This window comes from Spirosoma sp. KCTC 42546 (assembly GCF_006965485.1).
Lineage (GTDB): Bacteria > Bacteroidota > Bacteroidia > Cytophagales > Spirosomataceae > Spirosoma.
In genome coordinates this window covers 7,576,216-7,598,555 of record NZ_CP041360.1, presented here as the reverse complement: position 1 = coordinate 7,598,555, position 22,340 = coordinate 7,576,216, and the positions used below count along the sequence as shown (strand labels likewise).

Here is a 22,340-nt window from a genome sequence, read left to right as displayed (position 1 = left end):
TTGTCCACAGAGGCACAGAGAACACAGAGGTATGTATGAATATTGATTTTTAGTTGTTGAATCTCTGTGTTCTCTGTGCCTCTGTGGACAAAAAATTTGGCTGATCACATATCACTATGACTCGCCCATTCGCTCTACTACTTTTTTGTTGCGTTCTCTCCATTCCACTGTATTGCTTGGGACAAACGAAGCCTAAAAAAGCCCTGTTCGTCATTGTCGATGGGATTCCAGCGGATGTGATTGAAAAGCAACCCACGCCCAATCTTAAAGCGATTGCCAAAGAAGGAAGCTATGCACGAGCCTATGTCGGCGGACAAAAAAGTACGTATTCCCAAACGCCAACCATTTCAGCGGTGGGCTACAACAGCCTGCTCACTGGTACCTGGGTAAACAAGCACAATGTTTGGGACAATAGCATAAAAGCTCCCAATTATCAGTATTGGACTATATTTCGCTTCTTCGAAAGCCAGTATCCATCCAAAAAAAGTGCAGTTTTTTCAACCTGGCTCGATAACCGTACGAAGCTCGTTGGCGAAGACCTTCCGCAAACGGGATACCTACGAATTGATTATTCCTTCGATGGTCTGGAACACGATACGCTGCTTTATAAGCACGATAAAGAGTCGGAATATATTCACCAGATTGATGAAAAAGTAGTCGATGAAGCGGATCAATATATTCGCAATGAAAGCCCGGATTTGTCGTGGATCTATTTGGAATACACCGACGACATGGGCCATAAGTACGGCGACAGTGAGCAATTTTATAAAGCCGTCAAGATCATGGATGATCAGATGGGGAGAATCTGGAAAGCCATCCAATACCGGCAGAAAACATTCGGTGAAGATTGGCAACTGTTCATCACCACCGACCACGGGCGCAGTGCCGACACGGGTAAAAATCACGGCGGGCAGTCAGACCGCGAACGCGCTACCTGGATCGTGACAAATGCAAAAGATCTGAATAGCCAGTTCAAAAAGAATACTCCGGGCATTGTCGATATTATGCCAACTATGGCTCGTCATTTACAGCTGACGATTCCGAAAGAACAGGCTTTTGAAATCGACGGTGTTCCGTTAACGGGCAAACTCTCAATAACAGAACCGGTCGTTAAAAAAGAAGGTAGTAAGATTGCGCTGAACTGGAAATCGGTAGAACCAGAAGGAAATGTGAAAGTCTGGATGTCAACCACGAATCACTTCGAAGAAGGCAAGCGCGACGACTACAGATTGCTTGGTGAGTTTCCCGTAAAAGCAGAGACCGCAACCCTTGATGTGTCGGCCTTTCCTAAAGGGTTCTTCAAAATTGTGCTGGAAGGGCGATATAATCACCTGTCCCGCTGGATTGTTGAGTAAGGTGTAGTACCTTATTTTTGTCATCTCGACGCAAGGAGAGATCTCAAGGTGGTGATTTGAGATCTCTCCTTGCGTCGAGATGACAAAAAAATCCTACGAATAACCTCAAACCCAATTCTATTGCACCCGTGTCCAGGTTTTGGATTTTCCCAGAAAACTTAGTCCCATTACATAGCCTCGCAAATCAATGGCGTTTGGTCCTTTGAGCGATACTTCGCAACTGTACGTCTTGCCATCTTCGGGGTTATAAATTTCACCATCACCCCACTGGTTATTGCCTTTGTAGGTTAGGTTGGTCACTAAAACTGCCTGCATAAGCGGACGGTTGCGTAGCTTTTCATCGGGGTTTTCCTTGTCAACTTTAGGCTTATTCGTAACTGGGTCATTAGGCTCCAACATCCAGACCAACTTCCCAAAGTACTTATTCCCATGTTTATAAATCTGGACCTGATTTCTCTTTTTCGAACTAAGCCATTTACCCAAAATTGCATCGGGATCGTCGGCTTTGGTCACGAATGAAGTCAACGAAATGCAAACGAGCAGAAGCAATGTAGTTAAGCGTAACGGATTCATACGTGAGTGTTTTTTGTATAAACGTATGAAGAGGGGTAATTGTCGATTCCGTAGGAAAATTAATTCACCATAGCTGGGTTACAATGTCTGAATTCGCTTAAATCGTCAATGCATTTCCTTTAGTGATACCCAATATAATCCGGCAAAGAGCATACTGAAAAACACCCCGAAGGAGACGTTCAACGCACCGAAACCCGCCAGTATAATGGGTAAGATAAGACCAACAACAATGCCTGCTACATAAATCCAGAACCCTATTCGCTGGAGCCGAAACATTAATATAGCGCCAATGAGGGTTAACAAGGCGTATATAAATTGGGCGATGGCCAACGACTTTACCTGAACAGGATCACTGGGCGTGGGCGCATCACCTGCCGATCGGTCTTCAAAGTATTTCTGAGGTTGTTTTTCCTCTTTTGGAGGCTTATTGGTACTTTCTACATAGGTCGTTTCGGATACCGCGTCGGTTTGGAAAAACGACACCCCTGAATCGAATAAACCCCAGGCACAACTGAGAAAGGTGAGAATGCAAAGGAGAGTTAAAAATTGAGAGCGCATAAGTAGCGCGGACATCCTGTCCGCAGGAGAATTTAAACGGACAGGATGTCCGCGTTACGTAGAAACCTTATTTTCGCGGCTGAGTTTGTTAATCAACAACGAAATCCAAATCTGATGACTCTGCAAGAACTAACCGAGCAAACTCGGAACAAAGTTACACATGCCGACAACATCAACGCTACGGTCAAGCTAGTAACTGACCAGGGTGTTGTGTATATCGACGCTACGCAATCGCCCGCGGTTGTCTCAAACGATGATAAACCCGCCGACTGCGAACTGCAGATCAGCCTCGATAACCTCGTTAAACTGAGCACTGGCGACCTCAACCCGATGATGGCTGTGATGATGGGGAAACTCAAAATTAAAGGCGACATGGGTATCGCCATGAAAATGGGGCAGATAATGGGGTAGATTCTAATGAAGAATTATGAGTGATGAATGAAGAGTAAATATGATGAATCAGTAGTAGCGTTAATTTTTGTACTTACTACATTCACCGTATACGCACTTATTCTTCACTCTTCATTCATAATTCTTCATTATACTATGCCCTCTCGTCGTAAGTTTCTGGAAACCAGTGCGCTAGCTGCGGCTACAGCCGTAACTGGAAGTTTTTTCATTGTTCCGCGTCATGTACTGGGCGGAACAGCCGCGGATGGTTCCCGCATTATTGCACCATCCGATAAACTGAATATTGCCGCTGTTGGCTGTGGCGGCAAAGCCGATGTGAATATCCGACTGGCTTACAACAACGGTTCCGACAACTTCGTGGCGCTTTGCGATGTCGATGATCGGCAGGCTAAAAAATTCCGGGCTAAGTTTCCCAATGCTCCCTATTTTCAGGATTACCGCGAGATGTTCGACAAGGCGGGCAAAACGTTCGATGCGGTAATTGTCAGTACCCCCGATCATATGCACGCGCCCATCGCGATGGCGGCAATGGCCATGGGCAAGCACGTATACGTCGAGAAACCCCTCACACACGACATTTACGAGGCTCGTATGCTGACTCAGGCTGCCCAGAAATATAAAGTTGTGACTCAGATGGGCAATCAGGGGAGTTCGGGCGATGCCACGCGCATTATCGAAACAGCTATCCAAAACAAAGTAATCGGCCATGTGCACACGGTTTATTGCTGGACAAACCGCCCGGTTTGGCCACAAGGCGTTAAGTCGCCGAAGGAAAAAGGCGAATCGCAACCGATCCCGCCCGAAGTAAACTGGCCGCTTTGGTTGGGAACGGCTCCCACCCGCGACTACCACGAAGCGTACATGCCGACCCGCTGGCGGGGGTATTGGGATTTCGGTACGGGGGCGCTTGGCGATATGGGTTGCCACTTCATGGATGTTCCTTTCCGCGCCCTGAAGCTCAAATACCCAACTTCGGTCGAGTGTAGCGTTGGTTCGGTCTATGCTGATTTCTTCAAAGAAGCGTTTTACGATGACAGTTGCCCACCCTCGTCGGCCATTCACCTGACATTTCCGTCTGACGATAAGAAAGTCAAAGAAATCAAATTTTCGTGGTTCGATGGCGGTATTCGACCCCAACTGCCCGAAGGCGTCGACTACAACGATGTATTCCGCGAAATCGACGGCGGTATGTTGTTCATCGGCACCAAAGGCATGTTAACGGGCGGCCTGTTCGGCAACGATCCGAAATTATTGCCCGCCGACAAGTTTAGTGGAAAAGAGCTTCCCGCTCCCGAAAAACCACTGGTAGAGGGTAAAACCGAAGGCCACCAGCAACAATGGGTGAAAGCCTGCAAGCAGGGTTTCGGGGCCTATACATCCTCCTCGTTCGATCAATCGGGCCCGCTTACCGAAACTGTACTGATGGGTAATCTGGCAACACGTTCCTATCTGGCTCGAGAAGGCGGCAAGTTTACGGGGCGCAAAAAACTGCTGTGGGATGGCGACAACATGAAAATCACCAACTTCGACTACGCTAACCAGTTTGTTAAACGGCAGTATAATGGTGGGTATACGCTGTAGTAATTAGTGGAGTAGGTTGAGTGAGTGAAGTAAGGAACCAGATTACTCAACGCCTTCACTTACTCCACTCACTCAACCTACTCCCTAACTTCACCACTTCGCCATTTTCCTTAAATAAATGCCTACATTAGTGGTACCTCGATCACTGATGAGACGCTTTCGCCAATTGCTACTACCATTTCTGGGCTGCTGCTTACTGGCTTTCCGCCTGATGGCTCAGCCATTGGGCAATCAGCCGGTGGTTGCTTTGCCTCAACATGATGATCTGGTATCGCTGCGGGGAAGTATAGCTTATTTACACGACTCGACACGTACCCAGACCATTCGCGAGGTTATCCGTCTAGCAACCGGGCCCGCTTTTCAGCCGGTAACATCGCCCGTTCCTAATTTTGGTATTATTACCGGCACAAAACTAGCCGCGCCCATCTGGCTCCGGTTTCGGGTTCAGAATGCTGCTCGGCAGCCTCAGAACTGGCTGACGGAAATAGATTTCTGGTGTTTCGACGAACTTCAGCTCTTTGTGGTCGATGCGCAAAATCAGGTGCTAGCGACCTCACCCGTAATTGGTTGGAAAACACGCGCTGCCCAACGAATTCGCTCCCACCGACATTTCTGGTTTCCGTTCACTATTCCTGCTCAACAGACCGTAACGGTTTATTTACGCGTCCTGAAACACCGGGGTACGCAAATCGTACCCATTGAACTCGTTCGGGAATCGGCTTATGATTCGATTGTGCAGGGAAGCTATTTATTCTGGGGCGGGGTGCTGTTTACGCTGACGTTTGTGGCGTTTATGAGCCTGATTTTTTTCCTGACGACCCTCGATCGCGTTTATTCGAAGTATATCTTTTGTTTGCTGGGTCTGGTTGGGTTCTTCTTTATCAACGATGGGTTCATGAACCAGTTTGCGTTCGACCTGCAATTCTGGATGCCCCGGCAGAATGTGTACTTTCTGTTCCCGCTTATTCTGTTTTACTCGCAGCTAACCTTCGTTCGTACGTTTCTAAACTTGCGGAACACGCCCTCACATCGATTGCATCTGGTTGGAACGGGTGTTCTTTGGAGTGGCGTACTGTGTCTGATTGCTTTAACCGCCGAGTGGTTCGTACCGTTGACACCCACGCTGGAGTTGGTTATGATTCGCTTGTTTACGGCGCTCTACTGGTTACCCTTACCGGTTATTGTCGCCTACATTGTGATCAGTATCATCCGACGCTACCATGTGGGCGAAGCCTGGCTGTATTTAATCGCCGTTTTGCCATTTTATTCGCTGAACCTCGCGCTGGTTTTTTCCAATTTTGGCTTACTACCCACCTACGTACCCGTTGCCAATTACGCCTATTATGCACCGGCCGCTTTATTTGAAGTGTTGATGCTAACGATTGGTCTGGCCTATCGCTACAAGATGGATCGTGACCAGACGGAGCGGCTCGTAAAGGATAGTATTATCCAGCACCAACGGGCTTATCAGGCCGAAGTACAGACACTAGCGCTAAAAAATAGCTTACTGGTCGAAAAAGAGCGTATTGCCCGCGATCTGCACGATAATGTAGGGGCCCACCTTGCTTTTATTGTTACGAACCTTACTCAGATTAGCGATCAGGCTGAGAAACAATCGGTAAAAGATGGGAAGCAATGGGCCAGTCGCCTGCGGAACATTGTGATGCACACCCGCGAGGCCGTCAAACTCCTGCGCGAAACCATCTGGGCGATTCATCAGGAAAGTTTCACCGTCGAGGAATTTGGTGAGCGACTGGATCAGTACATCAATCGCTATTTCCATGAGGAAGACGGACTGAATGTGGATGTCGTTGTGACAGGTTCACAAACGCAGCGTCTGTCGTCAACGCAGGTCCTGAATCTGTTCCGAATTGTGCAGGAAGCCCTGACCAATGTGGTTAAACATGCGCAGGCAACAACGGCGGCTGTTCAGTTGCAGGTTAGTCCGGGTGGACACATCAACCTACGTATTCATGACAACGGCCGGGGTTTTACCTGGGCCAACGGAACCGTTTCCAGTCAGCATTATGGGATGCAAAATATGCAGACCCGCGCTCAGGAGTTAGGGGGTACCTTCCGGGTTTTTGCCGATAATGGCACAACCGTAGAGGTAGAGGTGTGAAGGATCTATCACCGAATATTTACGTTGAAGGCACCTTCTGTTAGTATTCTTTTTACAGCGCCCGAGGCATCATAGGCGGTGAAGCTAAACGTGCCGGTCATGTAGGTCGCCGTTTTCTTGGTAATGGTAATGCTTCCGGTTCCGCCATTTACAGTCGAAAAGTCTTCTTTATTGATGGTCAGAATACCAATGTTGACATCACTCAGCGGATAGGTGCCTTCAGCAGCCGTTGTGGGTAAGGCAAGGGCAACAACATCGCTCGTTTTGCTATCGAGGCCGTAAATCGCGAAGTAGCCGTTAGCGCCCGGAAACGTAGCCAGCCCATAGGCATAATCAGGTGTGTAGGCTTTCCCATCGACCTTTACCTGAAAACCTACCGTGGCTTGAGTAGTGGCTGGATTGGGGACAATATCGTCCGATTTTTTACTACATGAGCTTATGCTAATGGTGCTGATGAGCGTAAGAATAATGACTACGTGAGTGAGTTTCATGATTGATATAGAGCTTTTGGATTTTTGTTCTTTTTGATGAATCAAAGCTACTACATCCAATAGGGGGCCATTGACGAGACTGTGTAGTAGGCGGGTTTGACTTTAAACCCGGCAGAAATGGTGGTACAACTGGCTTAGCCGAAAGACCAGCGACGCTGATCGTGCTGAAAATTTGAGATTGACACGTAACCTTTAGGCAGATGGGGAGTTTCCTGCCAAATACTCAATTATGGCTATCCTTCGATTCGTAGCAACTCTTCTCGGTGTTTTTGCTTGCAGTAGCTTTTTGTATGGGCAGACTGCCCCAACCGATAACGTAGAAACCGTAATCCAGCGCGAAATGAAGGAACGCCAGATTCCCGGCCTTCAGCTTGCCGTTGTTCAACATGGGCAACTGGTCTTGCTGAAATCATACGGAATGGCCAATCTACAGACCTCGACACCGGTAACGAATCAACGTATTCTCTCGATCAACTCCTGCACCAAAGCCTTTACCGGTATTGCGATTATGCAACTGGTTGAAGAAGGGAAACTAGAACTTACCGCACCCGTGTCCCGCTATCTCGACAATCTACCTGAAACCTGGCAACCGATAACGTTGTGGCAGTTATTAACACATATTTCTGGTCTGCCAGATGTTAACCAAGTTATCGATACCGAAAAAGAAGGTCATGGAGCAGCTTTTAATGAGGAAGCTATTTGGGCGAAAACGAAAGCTAGACCGATGGATTTTCCGACCGGGGAGCAGTATCGGTATAACCAGACGAACTATGTTTTACTAGGAAAAATCATTGATAAATTGAGTGGAAAGCCGTTTGTTCAGGTGTTTCAGGAGCGTCAGTTTCAGGTGGCGGGTATGCCCGGAACGGTCTTTGGCGATTCCCGCGATGTGATTCCCAACAAAACGCAGTCCTATGGATTCACGACAAAAATTGACGGTCAGGTACTGGCCGAGCCCAAACTCACCAACGCCTTTGAAGAATTTGCTCCCTTTCGTCGGACGGCCTCGGGGCTGAACAGCACCGCCGAAGATATGGCCCATTGGGTGATAGCGTTGCAACAGGGCAAACTTCTCAAGACAAAGAGCGCCCTTAATAGGCTCTGGACACCAGGGACTTATAAAAATGGCTCGCCTACTCAGTGGGCGGTTGGTTGGGTAACAAAACCCCGTCCTAAGCATCGTGCGGTCATTACAACAGGTGGTGGGCGCTCGGCCTTATTTGTGTACCCTGATGATGATTTGGCCATTGTTGTGTTGACCAATCTGGCAGGTTCTTTTCCGGAAGAATTCATTGATGAGTTGGCGGGCTGCTATAATCCAGACATCCCCGCGGCTGATCCAATCACGGCGCTGCATATGGAATTACGGAAACAAGGCTTTACAAACGCCATCGATGTTGCGAATGAACTCAAGAAGAAAAATTCCAGCTTCAACCCATCAGAAGATGACCTGAACGACTGGGCTTACCGACTTATGGCCAGACGACAACTGCAAGAGGCTCTCGGAATTTTTAAACTCAACGTTAGCCTGTACCCCAAAAGCTGGAATGTGTATGACAGCTATGGCGAAGCGCTTCTAAAGAATGGCCAGAAAGACGAAGCTATCGCCATGTACAAAAAGTCGATAGAGCTGAATCCCGATAACCAAAACGGGAAGGGTATGCTGGCGAGAATCGCGGGAAATTGATGGAGAGTAGATGTTGCGGATACTATAAGGCTAATGTTTTCACTTTAGTCGCCAATATCTAGTAATCCTTGTACTCTTAGTTTTTCTAGATAGTTTTCTAGTGACAATGGGCAGTTGGCCAAATCCATGAAATCAGACTTCTCTAACTTACATTGTCTTTTCATCTGGCCTATCAAAGAATCGCCTAATTCCTTCTCGCCGTGACTGATTTTTGTGTATAATACGACCTTGCCATTATGGCGAAACTCCAAATACTTATGGTCATCACTTCGATTTGAAGAATCTTCAAAGCCTTTCTTTTTCAAATTTTTATAGGTCTGTTTTGCATCAAGCGTGGGCATAGGCATCAACTTGTTTAACTAAGGCGTTCAGGATGGTTTTTATAGACTGAAGCCGTTTAGTTAATTCAGCATCAGGAAGTGTATTGTAACGATTGTAGACGAACTCAAACTCCTCCGCAAAACTTTGCTCAGCTTCTTCAATTGTAGAACCAGTTCCGACGAGATCGAGTATTTCGCAAGTCATAACATAGTAATCGTCCTCTTTCTCAAGTAGGCATCGAAGCGACCCAAATAGATGATAAATATGTGTCCTAGATATAATCATGTCAGGTGCGAGCGATAGCGATGCCTGTTTATCTGAGTACTCTTCTATCGTTTTAGAGTTGATTTTCTTGTCGCCCCTATAAGTGGTTACTACCTTTTTGAAACTAACCTCCTGAATAGTTTCCAATTCTTTATTTTCGATGACGGGTGTTACTAACCGGTCACGAACCTCTTTCGCAAATGGTCGAATATTATAAAGTGGGACAATATTATCTTTGCCTTTCTTCTGTTTTACAGAAACAACGTTAACGGGTGAGCCGCCAAAGCTATTAACAAAATTATATAAGCCATCAACAACCTCATTACGCCGATAAGCATCTGGGTAAAGTTCTCTAACTTTTATAAAATCACCTTTTCCTGAAGCCTCGACTAATTCATCAAATTTTTGTCGAACCAACTCGCGTTGATTGTCAACATCTCCATTGAGGGTCAATTGATGGCGGTGAGTAAATGAGAATTGTGGAACAGCACTGCCAGCCTTAAAGCCAGTGAGTTCTATTTTGAAATTGTTCAGGTCAATTGTTGAGCCTTCGGATACATTGACTTTTGCGAGGGTTTGAAGTAGCGTTTGAAGGTTTTTAGCTATCTCAACCAAATAGTCAACAGGGAGAGAGTTGTACTTGCCAACCTCCCCGCTTACCTGCAAATTAATGGTATCTTTATCTTGGTCGGGCATATAAGGTTAACAAATCAGGGCTACTATTTGTGGTCAAAAGTACAAAAATTAGGCCAACTACTTATCCACCTGAACCGTGCTTACCAGTATACATGCGCCCTACTACATACGACCCGGCACAATATTTGGTATCCACTCAATATGGTATCGTACGCGAACTTACGAAGCTATTTCTTGCCGGTTATCAGTTAGTTGTAGTTTTGTGTACGTTGTTTTTATACTGATTCTTGCGTAAAGGAATAAGTAGCGATTGATACTTCCTAAGTTATGACAATGACATTAGTAAACGGTAAGTACAGCCTAAAAAACTGCTCCCCTTGTACTCAGGAACGGGTTTATCTACTTTAATTTTCCCGAATTCACGTAAAAATCCGACAGCAGCGATAAAAACTCGTCTTTTCTCCGGCGCGATACTTCGATTTCGGTATTGTCGCTCATCCAGACCTGACCACCGTCGCCTTTGACGTACCGTTTGATGTGTTCGAGGTTAACGATGTTGGATTGGTGGACCCGGAAAAAATAGTAATTATCTAAAATCTCTTCGTACTCCTTCAGCAGTCTCGACACCACAATGGCTGGGCCTTTGACCAGGTGGAATTTGGTGTATGACCCCAGCGATTCACACTGAATAATATCGGTCATCTGCACAAAGTGAATGCCCTCGGCGGTGGGTAACGCAATGCGTTGGTTGTCATTCTTTTTGCGTTCAATCAGCCGCGGACTTTGGGTTGAGTCGAGGTGTTCCTGCAAAATCTGAAGCTGCTGTGGGTTCACCCCCGCTACCTGCGACTTGAATTTTTCAACAGCCGACTGTAGCTCGTCGGGGTCGATTGGTTTGAGCAGGTAGTCGATGGCGCTGAACCGAAATGCCCGGATGGCGAATTCCTGGTAAGCGGTCGTGAAAATTACCCCGAAATCTACTTTTTCGAAGCTCGCCAGCAAATCGAAGCCGGTTTTTCCCGGCATCTGAATGTCCAGAAAAACTAAATTTGGTTTCTCTTTTTTGATCAACTCGATACCCAAATCTGCGTTTTTTGCTTCGCCAACAATGGTCACCTCTGGGCAGAGGATGCGAAGAAGGTTGGTCAATGCCTCGCGGGCATTTGTCTCGTCGTCAATGAGTACTGCACGAAGTTGGTTCATAACGCTACGCTTTTTCGATGGGAATAGTCATTTTTACCCGCGTTCCGGCGGGGTTATTGTCGATATCAACTAAGTCAATTAGCTCTATTTTAGCTTCCTTGTCTTTTCGTCGGAGCGATTCAAAAATGCCTTTTGTCATTTCCTGTCCGCGCGAGATGTGGCCTTCGGTGCGTGGGGCAAATGCTCGCCCAACACCATTATCCTCAATCGAACAAACAATATGGTTGTCTTGAATGCAGGCCGAAATTTTCAGCGTTTTAGGCCCTTCTTTTGGCATTAGCCCATGCCAGATTGCATTTTCGACGTAGGGTTGCAGGAGCATGGGGGGTAAATGGGCATCGAGCAGTGCCTCATTGTCTTCGATGTCGAACGAATAACTGAACTCATGATTGAAGCGGAACGATTCGATCTCGACATACATCCGCAGGGTATCGATAATCTGCTCGAAGGAAAGGTACGGGTGATTCGAGTTTTCCATGATTCGGCGCACCAGCTTGGAAAACTTCGACAGGTACTTGGCACCCTCAACCCCTCGATTGGTAAGCAGATAACTTTGTACGGAGTTGAGTGAGTTGAACAAAAAGTGGGGATTCATCTGCGATTGCAAGGCTTTTAATCGCCATTCGGTTACCTGCAAATCCAGCTTATTTCGTTCGGCGAGGGTGTTCACGCGCCAGCGCATCATGAGCACGATCAGACCAGCAATTAATAGACCAATGAGGGTTCTGAAAAACCAGGTATTGGTGAAATAAGGCTTTACCGTAAGTTGAATAGCCAGTGGCTTATCGCTTTTCAGACCGAAACTGTCGCTGCTGCGTACCCGTAACGTATAGGATCGTGCAGGCAGGTTGGTGAAGGAAACAGTATGCTGGTTGCCCAGATCGACCCAGTTGGGTTCATAGCCTTCTAACTGGTAGCTGTATACGTTTTTGGAGGCAGGCTCAAAATTCAGGGTCGAGAAATTCAGCGTGATCGAATTTTCATCGGGCTGAAGAATAATCTCTTTCGTGAGGTCCTGGTGAAGCATTTTCCCTTTGACCTCCACCGAACTGATGGCGATGTGAGGAACTACCTTAGCGCGACTTAGTGCGTTGATATTGAGTACGTTTATGGTGTTGATATGTCCTAATAGTAACTCATCAGCCCCGTTTTTCAGAAACCCGATCGGGTCGTTGCTGTTTAGCCCTTCAATGGTGGTCAGGTACTTGATCTTTCTGGTGTTGAGATTGGCAATGTGAATGCCCTCGTTGGTATTAAACCAAAGATTTCCCGCTTTATCATCGCAGATATTAGAACAGTACGTATCTGTTAGCTGATCGTGCTGGTAATCAAACGAAGCCAGAATCTTACCCGTCGACGACAGTTTATTGACGCCACCCCAACAGGCCACCAGTATTGATCCTCCTTCTCCATGTTGTAGGGCATTGATACAAAGCCCACTCAGGTTTTTGCCCTTATTTTCGGGTATATTACTGATATTAACAAAGCTGACTCGTTGCTCATCAAAATAGTACAAACCATTTGGGCAGGTAGCCACCCAGATTTTTCCGTCGGTGCCGGCCATAATGGCTTTTATGTAATTGTTCTGGATAAGCTGCTTTCCCACGGATTCGGGCCAGAGTGTCAGCTCTGTATTGGTTACGGGGTCAATAACCCGTAGGCCATCCGTCAAATTGGCGATCCAGAATCGTCCTTTCTGATCCTGTAACCCATCTCTGAATTCGGTGGAGGTAAATAAACGGGACGCCACGGGTAAACTGGAGAAAGTGCCTCTGGTTGTATCACCCACAAACACACCTTTATCGGTGAAGGCTATGGGGTGATTTTGAATCCATCGAATCTGATAGGTAAAGGTACTAACTGGATAAGACCATAACTGGAACTGGTTAGTTAACGGTTGCCAGTTCAGTACGCCTGAGTGCGAGAGGCCTAGCAAAACGTTCTTACCCGGTAGTTGTAACGCGCAGGTTACGTCAACCGGCAAGCGAACGGCGCTGGCGGGTATATCGATGGTACGAATACCCGGATTGCGATATCGGTATTTGATTAATCCTTTGCGGGTACCGATCCAGAGAATCCCATTGTCTTTGTCGTCATACATGACTTTAACATGGATGCCCTTGTTATAAAATTCGGGCAGGTGATACACCTTGTTTTTGTCTGGATAATAGAGACTTAAGCCTTTCTCAGTTCCAATAAACAGGAGCTTGCGCCCATTGGCATCAACAGAGGCCTGACCACAAATGACGTTCTGGTTGGCAAATTCGGTACTCAGGAACGAAAAGGACTGATCTCGTGGAGAGAACCGAACCAATCCAGAATCGAAGCCACCAATCCAGATCGTGCCATGTGTATCCTGAAAGGCCATTTCAAGGCGAATAGGTCGTTTGTTAGTGGCCTGATTAGCTTCCTGGCCTAACAAACAGGTAAGCCGGTCGTTTTGGCGATCGTATCGATAGAGCCCGATTTCCGAAATGATCCAAAGCTGTCGCTGCTTATCCTCAAAGAATGTAGCATCCTGGTGAATGTTGGCTATTGAGGAAAGGGAATACAAGCGCCGTTTTCTTCGAGTTGGATCATACCGTTTCACCGAGGTATAGTCACCCATCCAGACCTGATTATAGGAGTCGACGAATACCCGTTCGTGCATGTCATTGGTCCGGTCAGCATCCTGAAAATTATTTTGGAGGATTGTTTCGGAGGTCAAGGTTTCGGGGTTAATCGTGCATAGCCCTTTTGTGGAGATTGATGCATAAATCGTCCCCGCAGAATCAGTGGATACGCCGGAACAGTAGCCTAATTTCTCGTTGTCCAGTGTACGAAAAGTATAGCCGTCATAGCGGCAAATGCTCCGACCTGTACCGATCCACAAAAAGCCCTGTTTGTCTTTGGTGATGCACCACACGTCATTGGAGGGCAGTCCTTCTTTAGTGGTGAGGTATTCGAACGTTAGCGTAGGCATTTGGGCATGCGCTTCCCAACGGGCGGTAAAAACCAGCAGGAACACCAATACATACCGCATACGTTGATGGTAAATAAGATTAACCACAGAGAACACAGAGTTATCATAATCCCTTACTCTCTGTGTTCTCTGTGCCTCTGTGGTTAAAGTTTTTAATTCAGATCTTTAACTACTTGTTGGCAAATTACATGATTAGCGTGTAATATTTTCAATGCCGAACTGACTACCGCCCCCCATTGCCCAGCGACCACGGGCTTTGTTGCCTGTCATGACGTATTCTACCGTTCCGAACGCCTGACCCAGTCCATAACCGATCACTAGATAATCACCGCTCATGAAGCCAACGCCACTGTAAACACTATTGGCAACCTGCCACTGCGCCTGAAAGGTATCACCCGTTTTTAACAGGGATAATTTCCCGCGATAGATACGCCCATCTGGGTTCGTACCAATCAAATCATAGTTGCCATCCCGGCCCGTTAGCGTTTCGGTACCGGTTGCGCCATTCAGACCTGATGCCGTCCAGACGCCCTCTATTCGCTGGGTGGCGGTGTTCGTTTTATAGACGACAATGCCGTAGCCGCTGTTGAGGCCGTAGCCAACAAATAATTTGCCGTCGGCCAGCAGGCCTAAGCCACTGTAATTACCTGCCGTTGTTGCCCAGTTTACCCCAAACGACTGGCCGACGCGGGAAATAGTGAGGGAGCCGTTATAGGATTTGCCGTCGGGTAACTGAGCCTGTTCAATCCGCCAGGTACCATCCTGAGCTAGAAGGGTTTTGGCGGTTATCATGATGAGTAAGGTGAAAAAAGAGGAACGTTTCATTCGCGTAAATGAGGATTGAGTTGATTGAGTTGACGAGCCAAAAGTGGTGCGTATGGCGCGAACGTCTACGTTTGGGCCGACTATTCATTGGCCTCTGGCCGATTGGCTATTAATTTATTCCGGCCAGAGGCCGGAGAATAGTCAGCACGAACGTAGACGTTCGCGCTATCAATCATGCTTGTGAGTGCGGCTGTATCAGCGTCTGACGACTCCTGAATTGATCGGATATAGGTTTGCTGACGATTGACCAACCGGGTGCCTGCCAGGAACAAAACAATCATCACGAAGTAGGGAAATAGTGATTTCATAGTCAGGGTTAGCGGCTAAAAAGTTGGAAAAGTTTAGACATTGTTGAGTACGTGCGTAGGGATTTGGTGAGGCCGTTTTGAGCATCATCGAGCACGACCTTCCCACTTTCATCTGTCACGTATTCGAAAATCGACCCATCTCCGTAGGCATGAACCCGGTATTTGTATAGGAAAATCCAGCACAACGTGCCAATCAGAAACAAAACGCCCGCAAAGCCCAAGATATAAATGGTATCGTTAAGCTGCCGCTGAAAACTACTGGTCAAATAAAACGTGTCGCTCCGGGGACTGTATAGAATGGGGGTTGTTTGGCCTTCAGTCACGGCGGCAAATTCGTCGACGGAAATACCACCCGTTTGCGTCCGTACCAATGACTTGCCTGATGGGTTGGTGAAGCTAACCTCAAGGCTGTTAGCTGTCTTTTTGAGGACAAGCGCCTGGGTAGGAACGCCGTTTTGCTGGATATTCTTCAGATCCTGATCGCTGCTGTACCACCAATAGGAGACGCTGAGTCCGATAAAGAAAAACAACGAGAACATGCGGAACCCCAGCGTATTATACTTCCGTAGTACAAAGTAATAATAGGCCATCAGAAAGGCGCCGAAGCAGAGTACCTGGAGTTTGTCAGTCATGGTTATGTAGAGGAGATTTTTAATAAGTCAAACTTAGCTGAATCTGTAACTCTCAAAAGCACAACTGTATAATAGGCGGTGTTCGCCGGAAAAGTGGTGGATTTCGGTTTATCTGTGGATTTTCCTGTGCATGATCTTTAGACAGGATTACAGGATTTTCACTCTGTGGTGTCGGTTTCTCAAAACCTATTTTCACACATGAGGTTTCTCAAAACCTCATGTGTCTGATTTAAGAATCAGACATCACATTCCGATCTTTTACTGGCTCTAGCTGCAGCGTGTGCTCCCAGAAGCGGATATCGGAACTACTTTGTATCTGAAAAATGAGCCAGAAAACGCCGTATAAGACTATAGCTGGAAAAAGACAATTGAGCAAAACAGCTATTTCGCCAGTCTTGAGAACCTCGGTAATACCAAGAACGGCAAACATCACCAGTGGGAAACCAAACAGGCAAAGCCCAACGATCCAGGCTGTGTGCGGACGCAGACTAAGGGTGACCAGTAGTTTGCCATTGCTTCTTTTATAAGTTCCATCTATGCTTGGACCAAGCCCTTGCTTTTTGATATTACTGCTCGTTTTACGCACCGAAAAACTGTAGGGTGTGAAGCCGCCGTAGTAGGGCTTCTTACTATACAAACTAAAGCCCGTAATTACGTTTTCGGTTAACCGTTGACTGATCTGCTCAGAGGTTAAATCGGTTTGGTATGTGAGTTGACGGAAAGGTGACAGGGCAGCTATCATGGCTTGGGTATTGGATTTCCAGTAAAATCGCTACTGACCAGCTGCTTGAACTGATCAATTCCGTCGGTTGATGTCAACTGGTTGTTCTCCGCTGTCAACCACTGAATAGTAGGGCAACCGTGCAATGTGTTCAAGTCGATAATCTGATTGTCAGATACATCCAGCCGGTCTAGTTTAGTGGATCGTAGATCGCTCATGTCCGACAAGGCGCAGTTTCTTAGGTACAAGTCGCCCAGATCCGGAAGTTTTGCCAATAGAGCCAGATTCCTGACCGGATGATTCGACAGGTTAAGGGCCACTACCTTTCCTTTCTGTACACAAATGCCAAAGGTATTGGTGACGCTGGACGACTTTGCTGCTTTATCCATGGTCCAGTGTTCGGTGAAAACGGCATCTTCCAGGCTTAGTCCAGCATCATGTGCGATTTGGGCTACAATTGCTTTGTCGCTGACACTTAGCGTTGTGAAATCATAATCGTACTGCCCCGGCCTCGCTCTGCTGTGCCCTAGTTCCATGACGAAGACTAAGGCATAAATGCCTAAGCCAACTGCACAAAACCCCATTGATACCAACGCGCTGAGTTTATGCACACTGAACCCTTTGAACGCCCACCAGGTGGCCAGTAGGTACAACAGACCACAACCTAAGAAAAGCGCTATGCCTGCCCAGTCAGGTATTTTTTTGAAGAGCGAATTCGGGTCTGTCAGGCCGACGGTGAAGCAATACCCTAAAATACCGGTTAAGGCAAGGGAGAGAAGTAAACTGCGAATGGCCATGAGGAGGAATGACTGCTTATAAATGAAACCAACACTATACTCATGCTCTAGGTATACTATCAACTTCTAGAATACACCGCATACCCGTTCTCGCTTGGCTACGCCGAGTGAGAGCTATTTTTTTAACGGCCTCTGGCCGGTGAATTAGGTCAAAAACGGGCCAGAGGCCCTTGAAGGAATAGCCCTCACTCGGCGTAGCCAAGCGAGAACGGGGGAACGGGAGCGTTGCTCTAGGTATAACTATCAACGTCTAGAATACACCGCATCCATGGAATCTATTATGCCTAACGAATCAATTCGACCAGTTGGGGAATTGGGCTTTCAACTGATCATCCAACTCGTCGGCCCAGTTTTCCAGATCGCGGATGCAGGTTGTTAGCTCCTGGTAATCCATGCCCCGAATGTCGCGCTCGTAGGTGGCAAACACGGTTTGCGCGTTGGGGGCAATGCACAACTTCACACCCAGGCGCAAATCGTTGAGTTCGAGTAAATGGCGATAGAAACCCAGTAGATTGTTTGATGGAATCTCAAGCAGGGGCGAGAAAACCCGGAGGTAATCACGGCGGCCTCCGCTTGGGGAATTGATGGTATGAATGAATACCTCGATGCTAGCCGATCCATTTTTCCACAGCCAGTTATTGTTTTTGGCACCATACGTCTGCTCCTTGGTCAGCCCGATTGATTCAACGTAGCATTGAATCATCGTTTGAACGCGGTTGTATTGCTCATTCGCCAGGGCATTTTGCACGTCTTCGGGTTTGGCAGGAGCGGGGTTTTTAATAGGTTCCATTGGTTTACGTCGTTTTTAGATTGATCTATTTGAGTGACTCAAAATTACTACGGCAGCAAAGCCAGTAGGGAACAACTCTATGCGGGGTGGATTTGGCTTTACAGGTGGTGGAATCGGCTCTAAAAGTGGATGATTGAAAACCAACTTCTTACCCGCCGTAATGCCGCTCAACGTTCGTGGAACCAACAAATTCATCTTTTACCGATAAGTTGTACAGTTTCTTGAATCGGCTACGGGCATTCAATACCTCGGGACGGATGGCAGCAAGGGCTTTTTTCATGGCGAACTTCCCCGTCGTATTGTCTGCATAAAAACCATCGCCAAGACCAAGGCTATTGTTGATAATCAGCGTCAGTAACGCATTGTCGCCCGTTGCCCGATCCGATAAATCAGCAATTTCCCAGGCAATAGACAGGTATTTTAACGATTTCGTACGATCCTGTCTGATGTTGAACGCAGGATTGTCATGGGCGTAGACTATGGCTAATTTCACATACGCAATTGGGTCCATGTACAGATTGGCAGATGCTTCCAGCGCATCAACTGCCGATTTTCCAGCGGCAGGATTGTTCTCCGGCAACGGTGTTTTGATGAAGGTATAGTAGGTGGCGAGGCCCTTTTTTACAGTCTTTTCAATAGGATCGGACGCTATCTTTTTCAAAACCGTCATGTCGGCGACCTTCATCAGATCGCGGATGGTCAGGTAATTTTTAAGATCCTGGGCTGAGTTTGGTGCTGCCGCTGGGGTTGTAAACAGGCCAAGTACACTGCTTAGGCCAACTAAGAGGGTTTTCATTGACTGATTGATTAAAGGGTGATAAATGGAAGTAAACTGCTGATTGATTCACTGTGAAAATCGGTACGCCATAAGGCCTGTTGGGTTTGTGGATCATAACAAACCCAATAGTCGTATAGAAGCGTGCCTGGTTCTGCGAAATTGGGTTGATCGAAATGCAGAAATACCTGGTTGTCGCGGATAAGATAAGCGCCTTTGATAGCGGTGTCGTTGAAGAAAGGAACATCAAACTGGCTAAGTATATGGCCGCTAACGCTAGCGACTATACGTATGGAGTTGTGTGCGCCATCGGGATGACGGGAGAGTATGGTCAGCTGATCCCCGATTTGCCACAACTGGCCAAAGGAAAAGTTGCCGTTCAAACGCCAACGCTCTTTTTGGGTGAAGGGATCGAGTTGTCGGACAAAGGTGTTGGTGCGTTCGAAAAATTGATCGTTGCCAGGCGAATAATAAGTGCCTTCCGTAACGGACCGATGTAATTCTGCGCCGGTTTTCAATGAGATAACCTGATACGAATGTCCCTCGCCAACTTTCTGTTCGGGATTAATGACCAATACGTTATCACCTGATACTATGGGCGGGTGCTCAATAATCACGATTTGTTGAACGGGGGGCAGAAACCAGGCTGTCTCGTTTGTTTCCCAATGTTTAGCCGTAATGCCGATTTTCCAGCTTGTATCAACTTTTCCATCCCTAACAACCTGTTTGTAAAGCGGTTTCGTTGTCAGATACAAGTCATCGGTAAAGGCCATACCAGTGTAAAGACTTGATGGATTGGTGAGTGGAGCTGGAGCAGGTGACACCGTCCGGGTGATTTGGCCCGTTCGTGGGTTTATAAAATGTACGGCTGAGGTCGTTGCTTCGTACACCAGAATTCGCGCATTGGTTTGGCCCACTATAGTTCCTGTAAACGGCAACTGCCAGAGTTTATGGGCCGTTGCCCGATCAAAGGCGCTAATCTCGAAAAGGGAGGGTTCTCGTTTTTGGCTCCCAATTAACACTGACGAGTCTGGCGAAGATTGATAAATCAGGCCAGATGGAAAGGGTAGTGGGAGAGGAAGCGGCCTAACGGTCGCATCTGTAGCAAAGTAATCGTTCCTGTTGGCGGCACGCCCCCACAGAAAACTCATGATGCCGCCCAGCACGGCGCAGAGTGCTAGAAATCCCATAAACACCTTAATCGCGATTTTCATCTTTGGCCAGTAAGTATTGTCTGATAATCCAGTCGTCGGCAACCCGCTGATACGTTTCGCCCACACTCGCGACATACGCTTTATCATGATCAGGTTCGTTTTTTTGGAAAATGTGGTACCCTTCACCCTGATACCAGGCATGCTCTAAGGGTGATTCGTCCAAAATGGCCTGCCGTTCGGCTTCGGTCAATCGCTTAAGTTGTTTCGCTATTCGGCGATTTTGGAAATAGTTTTTGAACCACATTGGGTTACTAAGTTTACTGCTGAAGCTTTACGGGTTCTTTTCCGACTCCGTCAACAGGTATTGTCTAATAATCCAGTCTTCAGCTTCCTGTCTCGAAATTTCACCCAATCCATAGACGTAGGCGTTCTCAAAATCGGGCTCGCTTTTCCGGAAAACGTGAAAGCCTTCGCCCTGAAAAAGTCCCAATTCTAAGGGCGATGCCTGTAGGATGATCTGCCGTTCAGTTTCGGTGAGTTGCCGAATCTGTTTTTCCAGTTGACGAGTTTTCAGGTATTTTTTGAAGCACATTGGCTGAGTGGGTAAGGTGACCTTTCAGTGATCACCAGCTACTGCCTGCGCCCCCGCCCCCAGAACTACCCCCACCCCAACTGCTACTACTGGACGAACTGCTGGATGATCCGCCCCAGGAACTACCGCTACTGCTGCCCGATGATGAATAGGTGGTAGACGAATTCGAATTGGATGGCCTGCTGGCACTACCCTGGGCAATTGCAATTGTGTACTGTGTTTCGTGGTGGTGGCCGCAGGCTTTGCACTCATAGTCATGGGCTCCCCGGCCTTCGCGCTCGCTGGTGGCTTCTTTTATGACTCGATTTCTGACTAAATATTCCGCTTTTGATCCGCACTTTTTGCAGCGTTGGTATGCGGTATTGTTTAAGTTCTCGTAACCGATGGTTTGGGTACTATCGTGGGTATCGTTGCGCCAGACATCGTAGTCGACAGTACCCAGGTTCTGTTCAGTTTTCTGATAATCAGTCAAAAAGGCATCTCGGTGCGTTACCGGTACTTTGGTTAACTGGTAACCTTCTGGCGATGTTCGGTTTGCATTTCGAATGGCGTACAGTGCTTTTTCATCCTCTTTTTTCATCCACCAGAAGGGGATGGGATACAGCAGGATATTGCCAAGACCATTGAACTGAGCGGCCTTGTACCGTACATACCGTTCCGACTCGGTCATGGTGCCGAAAAGCTGATTGAATGTATTGATTCGACGCCGTCGGGCGTCCCATAGAACTACGCCTGGATAGGCATAAAAGACAAGGAGAATTTGCCAGCTGTGAAGCCAGTGATCATCCCGAAGCTGGACAACCATACACCCGACGCATACCGGCATGAGTACGTAGAGCAGAAATGCCCAGAGCAAGCGCCGTCTTGACTGCGAGATCGTGATTTCGATTTTGTCGGCAATGGGATTCTGGTTTCTGAAGAAAAATAGAAGTAGCCGGAGGGCTAATAACGCGGGGGTTAAGAGGAAAAAGAAAACGATGATCGCGCCATCGTCAAGCGGTTTTCCTTTTTGGTACGACTTCGCTTTCGATTTATCATAAACTTCCTTGGCGGCTTCCGGCTCACTAATCAGCCGGGCTATCTCCTGAACACCCACCAGCATGGCCCCGTCGAAATCGCCGGTTTTGGCTAGTGGGATCATCTTCTCCGTCTGAATACGTTTGCAAATGGCATCGGGCAGAATCCCTTCGAGCCCATAACCAGTTTCCATCTCGATCCGGTGCTGGTCTTTCACTAACAGAACCAGGAAACCGTTATTTTTCTGTTGATAACCCAGTCCCCACTTCCGAAACAGTGCCGTGGCAAAGTCTTTGGGGATGCTTTCGCCAATGGAGTTGAGGCACACAACAGCTACCTGGGCGGTGGTAGAATCTTCCAGCTTACCCAACATCTGATCAATCTGCCTAACGGTGGCACTGGATAGGATATGATCCGGATTGCTCACGTAGTATGAACTTTGGCTCTGCTTTGGATTGGGTACCGTTTCAAGCGTGTAGGTCTGGGCAACAGCCGGTGTAATTCCTCCGCCAATAAGCAGAAACAAGAAAACGATCAATCGGATACTACTCTGGTTCATAGTGAG

General features: G+C 47.4%; 23 protein-coding genes. 5 read left to right on the top strand and 18 right to left on the bottom strand.

What is annotated here, in order from left to right; genetic code table 11:
* Positions 1 to 116 precede the first annotated feature (116 nt).
* Positions 117 to 1,355 carry an alkaline phosphatase family protein gene (locus tag EXU85_RS30930; protein WP_142775782.1) on the top strand — a complete coding sequence of 413 codons (1,239 nt, stop codon included), beginning with the start codon at positions 117 to 119 and terminating at the stop codon, positions 1,353 to 1,355.
* Positions 1,356 to 1,472: 117 nt separating this feature from the next.
* On the opposite strand, the gene EXU85_RS30925 is transcribed toward EXU85_RS30930, so the two are convergent.
* Together EXU85_RS30925 and EXU85_RS30920 are read right to left on the bottom strand one after the other, a co-directional pair.
* Positions 1,473 to 1,928: a DUF2147 domain-containing protein gene (locus tag EXU85_RS30925; RefSeq protein WP_142775781.1), complete on the bottom strand. Its 456-nt coding sequence runs from the start codon at positions 1,926 to 1,928 to the stop codon at positions 1,473 to 1,475.
* 105 nt (positions 1,929 to 2,033) lie between these two features.
* Entirely contained in the window at positions 2,034 to 2,486 is a 453-nt protein-coding gene (locus EXU85_RS30920) for a hypothetical protein (RefSeq protein ID WP_142775780.1), read from the bottom strand.
* A 114-nt stretch (positions 2,487 to 2,600) separates the two neighbouring features.
* Here EXU85_RS30920 and EXU85_RS30915 point away from each other — a divergent pair, with 114 nt between their 5' ends.
* The 3 genes from EXU85_RS30915 (at position 2,601) to EXU85_RS30905 (ending at position 6,600) form a co-directional block, all read left to right on the top strand.
* Positions 2,601 to 2,897: an SCP2 sterol-binding domain-containing protein gene (locus EXU85_RS30915; protein ID WP_142775779.1), complete on the top strand. Its 297-nt coding sequence runs from the start codon at positions 2,601 to 2,603 to the stop codon at positions 2,895 to 2,897.
* Positions 2,898 to 3,032: 135 nt separating this feature from the next.
* Positions 3,033 to 4,478, top strand: a complete 1,446-nt coding sequence (locus tag EXU85_RS30910; protein WP_142775778.1) for a Gfo/Idh/MocA family protein — start codon at positions 3,033 to 3,035, stop codon at positions 4,476 to 4,478.
* Positions 4,479 to 4,626: 148 nt separating this feature from the next.
* Complete coding sequence (locus EXU85_RS30905) at positions 4,627 to 6,600, top strand: 7TM-DISM domain-containing protein (RefSeq protein ID WP_142775777.1); 1,974 nt, start codon at positions 4,627 to 4,629, stop codon at positions 6,598 to 6,600.
* 8 nt (positions 6,601 to 6,608) lie between these two features.
* On the opposite strand, the gene EXU85_RS30900 is transcribed toward EXU85_RS30905, so the two are convergent.
* Positions 6,609 to 7,091, bottom strand: a complete 483-nt coding sequence (locus tag EXU85_RS30900; protein ID WP_142775776.1) for a DUF6252 family protein — start codon at positions 7,089 to 7,091, stop codon at positions 6,609 to 6,611.
* A 229-nt stretch (positions 7,092 to 7,320) separates the two neighbouring features.
* On the opposite strand from EXU85_RS30900, the gene EXU85_RS30895 reads away from it, so the two are divergent.
* A complete protein-coding gene (locus tag EXU85_RS30895; RefSeq protein ID WP_142775775.1) occupies positions 7,321 to 8,778 on the top strand; it encodes a serine hydrolase in 1,458 nt (485 codons plus the stop codon).
* Between the two features lie 44 nt (positions 8,779 to 8,822).
* Here the strand turns inward: EXU85_RS30895 and EXU85_RS30890 are convergent, their stop codons facing one another.
* From EXU85_RS30890 to EXU85_RS30820, 15 genes are all read right to left on the bottom strand, one after another.
* Positions 8,823 to 9,119, bottom strand: a complete 297-nt coding sequence (locus tag EXU85_RS30890; RefSeq protein ID WP_142775774.1) for a hypothetical protein — start codon at positions 9,117 to 9,119, stop codon at positions 8,823 to 8,825.
* A complete protein-coding gene (locus EXU85_RS30885) occupies positions 9,106 to 10,059 on the bottom strand; it encodes a hypothetical protein (RefSeq protein ID WP_142775773.1) in 954 nt (317 codons plus the stop codon). Before EXU85_RS30885 ends, EXU85_RS30890 begins: the two co-directional genes overlap by 14 nt.
* A gap of 339 nt (positions 10,060 to 10,398) precedes the next feature.
* The gene (locus EXU85_RS30880; RefSeq protein ID WP_142775772.1) at positions 10,399 to 11,202 is read right to left on the bottom strand and encodes a LytTR family DNA-binding domain-containing protein; all 804 of its coding nucleotides are present in this window, start codon (positions 11,200 to 11,202) and stop codon (positions 10,399 to 10,401) included.
* A 4-nt stretch (positions 11,203 to 11,206) separates the two neighbouring features.
* Positions 11,207 to 14,224: a two-component regulator propeller domain-containing protein gene (locus tag EXU85_RS30875; protein ID WP_142775771.1), complete on the bottom strand. Its 3,018-nt coding sequence runs from the start codon at positions 14,222 to 14,224 to the stop codon at positions 11,207 to 11,209.
* A gap of 132 nt (positions 14,225 to 14,356) precedes the next feature.
* On the bottom strand, positions 14,357 to 14,989 hold the full coding sequence (locus EXU85_RS30870) for a hypothetical protein (RefSeq protein ID WP_142775770.1): 633 nt from the start codon (positions 14,987 to 14,989) through the stop codon (positions 14,357 to 14,359).
* An 80-nt stretch (positions 14,990 to 15,069) separates the two neighbouring features.
* A complete protein-coding gene (locus EXU85_RS30865; protein ID WP_142775769.1) occupies positions 15,070 to 15,297 on the bottom strand; it encodes a hypothetical protein in 228 nt (75 codons plus the stop codon).
* 8 nt (positions 15,298 to 15,305) lie between these two features.
* Entirely contained in the window at positions 15,306 to 15,929 is a 624-nt protein-coding gene (locus EXU85_RS30860) for a hypothetical protein (RefSeq protein WP_142775768.1), read from the bottom strand.
* A 229-nt stretch (positions 15,930 to 16,158) separates the two neighbouring features.
* Positions 16,159 to 16,671: a hypothetical protein gene (locus EXU85_RS30855; RefSeq protein WP_142775767.1), complete on the bottom strand. Its 513-nt coding sequence runs from the start codon at positions 16,669 to 16,671 to the stop codon at positions 16,159 to 16,161.
* Entirely contained in the window at positions 16,668 to 17,447 is a 780-nt protein-coding gene (locus EXU85_RS30850) for a leucine-rich repeat domain-containing protein (RefSeq protein WP_142775766.1), read from the bottom strand. The genes EXU85_RS30855 and EXU85_RS30850 overlap by 4 nt, the downstream gene beginning before the upstream one ends.
* A gap of 292 nt (positions 17,448 to 17,739) precedes the next feature.
* Positions 17,740 to 18,237 (bottom strand): YbjN domain-containing protein, encoded by a 498-nt coding sequence (locus tag EXU85_RS30845; protein WP_142775765.1) that lies wholly within the window; start codon positions 18,235 to 18,237, stop codon positions 17,740 to 17,742.
* Positions 18,238 to 18,385: 148 nt separating this feature from the next.
* A complete protein-coding gene (locus EXU85_RS30840; protein WP_142775764.1) occupies positions 18,386 to 19,033 on the bottom strand; it encodes a hypothetical protein in 648 nt (215 codons plus the stop codon).
* A gap of 11 nt (positions 19,034 to 19,044) precedes the next feature.
* Positions 19,045 to 20,226: a hypothetical protein gene (locus tag EXU85_RS30835; RefSeq protein WP_142775763.1), complete on the bottom strand. Its 1,182-nt coding sequence runs from the start codon at positions 20,224 to 20,226 to the stop codon at positions 19,045 to 19,047.
* Positions 20,210 to 20,470, bottom strand: coding sequence for a hypothetical protein (locus tag EXU85_RS30830; protein WP_142775762.1), 261 nt, complete (start codon positions 20,468 to 20,470; stop codon positions 20,210 to 20,212). The genes EXU85_RS30835 and EXU85_RS30830 overlap by 17 nt, the downstream gene beginning before the upstream one ends.
* A gap of 27 nt (positions 20,471 to 20,497) precedes the next feature.
* Positions 20,498 to 20,758 (bottom strand): hypothetical protein, encoded by a 261-nt coding sequence (locus EXU85_RS30825; RefSeq protein ID WP_142775761.1) that lies wholly within the window; start codon positions 20,756 to 20,758, stop codon positions 20,498 to 20,500.
* Between the two features lie 31 nt (positions 20,759 to 20,789).
* Positions 20,790 to 22,334 (bottom strand): YgcG family protein, encoded by a 1,545-nt coding sequence (locus EXU85_RS30820; RefSeq protein ID WP_142775760.1) that lies wholly within the window; start codon positions 22,332 to 22,334, stop codon positions 20,790 to 20,792.
* Positions 22,335 to 22,340 lie beyond the last annotated feature (6 nt).